The sequence below is a fragment of the Plectonema radiosum NIES-515 genome (genome assembly GCF_025753815.1).
GTDB lineage: Bacteria > Cyanobacteriota > Cyanobacteriia > Cyanobacteriales > Nostocaceae > Hassallia > Hassallia radiosum_A.
This window is the reverse complement of record NZ_JAOWRF010000102.1, coordinates 1-1521: the sequence shown is the minus strand read 5'-3', so window position 1 is coordinate 1521 and position 1521 is coordinate 1. Positions and strand designations below refer to the sequence as shown.

The following is a 1521-nucleotide window of genomic DNA, read 5'->3' as shown; positions in this document are numbered from 1 at the left end:
GCGAACTATACATCGGTGGTGATGGTCTGGCACGGGAATACCTTAACCGTCCTAATTTGACAAATGAGAAATTTATCCCCAACCCCTTCAATAATAAACCAGGTGAGCGCCTGTATAAGACCGGCGACAAAGCCCGCTACCTAAGTGATGGCAATATCGAGTTTCTAGGTCGCCTTGACAACCAGGTGAAGATTCGCGGCTTCCGTATTGAACCAGGAGAAATTGAGGCGGCGATCGCTTTGCACCCTGCCGTGCGAGAGACTGTAGTTGTGGCGCGAGAAGATGTACCAGACCGCAAAGTGCTGACAGCATACATTGTTCCCAACAAAAAATCCGCGATCGCCACAAGCGACTTGCGCGGTTTCCTCAAAGAGAAACTGCCTGATTACATGATACCTGGAGCGTTCGTTATCTTAGATGTCCTACCGCTTACCCCCAACGGCAAGGTAGACCGCCGCGCCCTACCAGTACCAGACTTTCAACCCGAATTGGAACGTTCATTAGTAGCCCCAAGAACTCCTATTGAAGAGATGCTAGCCAGCATTTGGACGGATGTCTTGGGAATTGAACTTGTTGGCGTTCACCACAACTTCTTTGAACTGGGTGGACATTCCTTATTAGCGACTCAAGTGATTTATCGGGTGCGCGACACCTTGGCAGTGGAATTACCATTACGTAGCTTGTTTGAATCTCCCACTGTTGCCTCCCTAGCTGAGCGCGTTGAAATAGCGATCGCTCCGGGGCAATCTATAAAAGTCTCGCCTGTATTACCGATTTCAAGAGCCGCCGAAATTCCATTATCCTTTGCACAGCAGCGCTTGTGGTTTATTGAACAATTACACCCAAATATTTAATTATACAATATACCATTAGCCTTGAGTCTTAGCTGTAACGACCTGCAATACTAATCGCTCAAACCTGCAATCAAGACCTGAGCAAACCAGGATTAAATGCAACTATAATTACGCTTCAACCAGGATTAATTGCAACTGAACCAGGATTAAATGCAACCAACCTGCAATCATCGGTTTCAACCAGGATTATTTGCAACTATAAATACTTCCATTTTTCTTGCGTTTTCAATCCACTCAAAGCGGCAGCCCTGCCGCCAGCATTTGCTCCTGTAATTCACGCGATCGCGCTGGGTCAAGTTGCCCGCGAAACAGCAATTTAATTTCACTTTTGTTTGGCATTAAACTGTTCCGCCAAGCCCCTCACGTCATAACCATGCCGGGTTAAAGTCGGTTCTAAATCGTCAATTTGCTTAGATAAAACGGACTCCACAATCACCGTAGTAACAGGTTTAACAGCGACTCAGTACGCAGCCTCCAAAGCTAGTGTCAAATGTTGTTCTATTTGTAGTGGTGTCCTTAGACGGGTAGCAAGTAATTCAACATTGGTGACAAGTTAAGGAAAAGGGGAAATTGTCGAGGGTGGTATTTGCAGAGGTCAAAAATAGTGGGAAACTCAATCTGGACAAGTAATTGAGCGATTGAGGCCAGCCATGACCACCAGCCGAAA

At 46.4% G+C, this 1521-nt stretch carries 1 protein-coding gene; it reads left to right on the top strand.

The features are described 5' to 3' along the window. On the top strand, positions 1–854 hold an 854-nt coding region (locus OGM63_RS06475; RefSeq protein ID WP_263744679.1), incomplete at its 5' end, for a phosphopantetheine-binding protein. Positions 855–1521 lie beyond the last annotated feature (667 nt).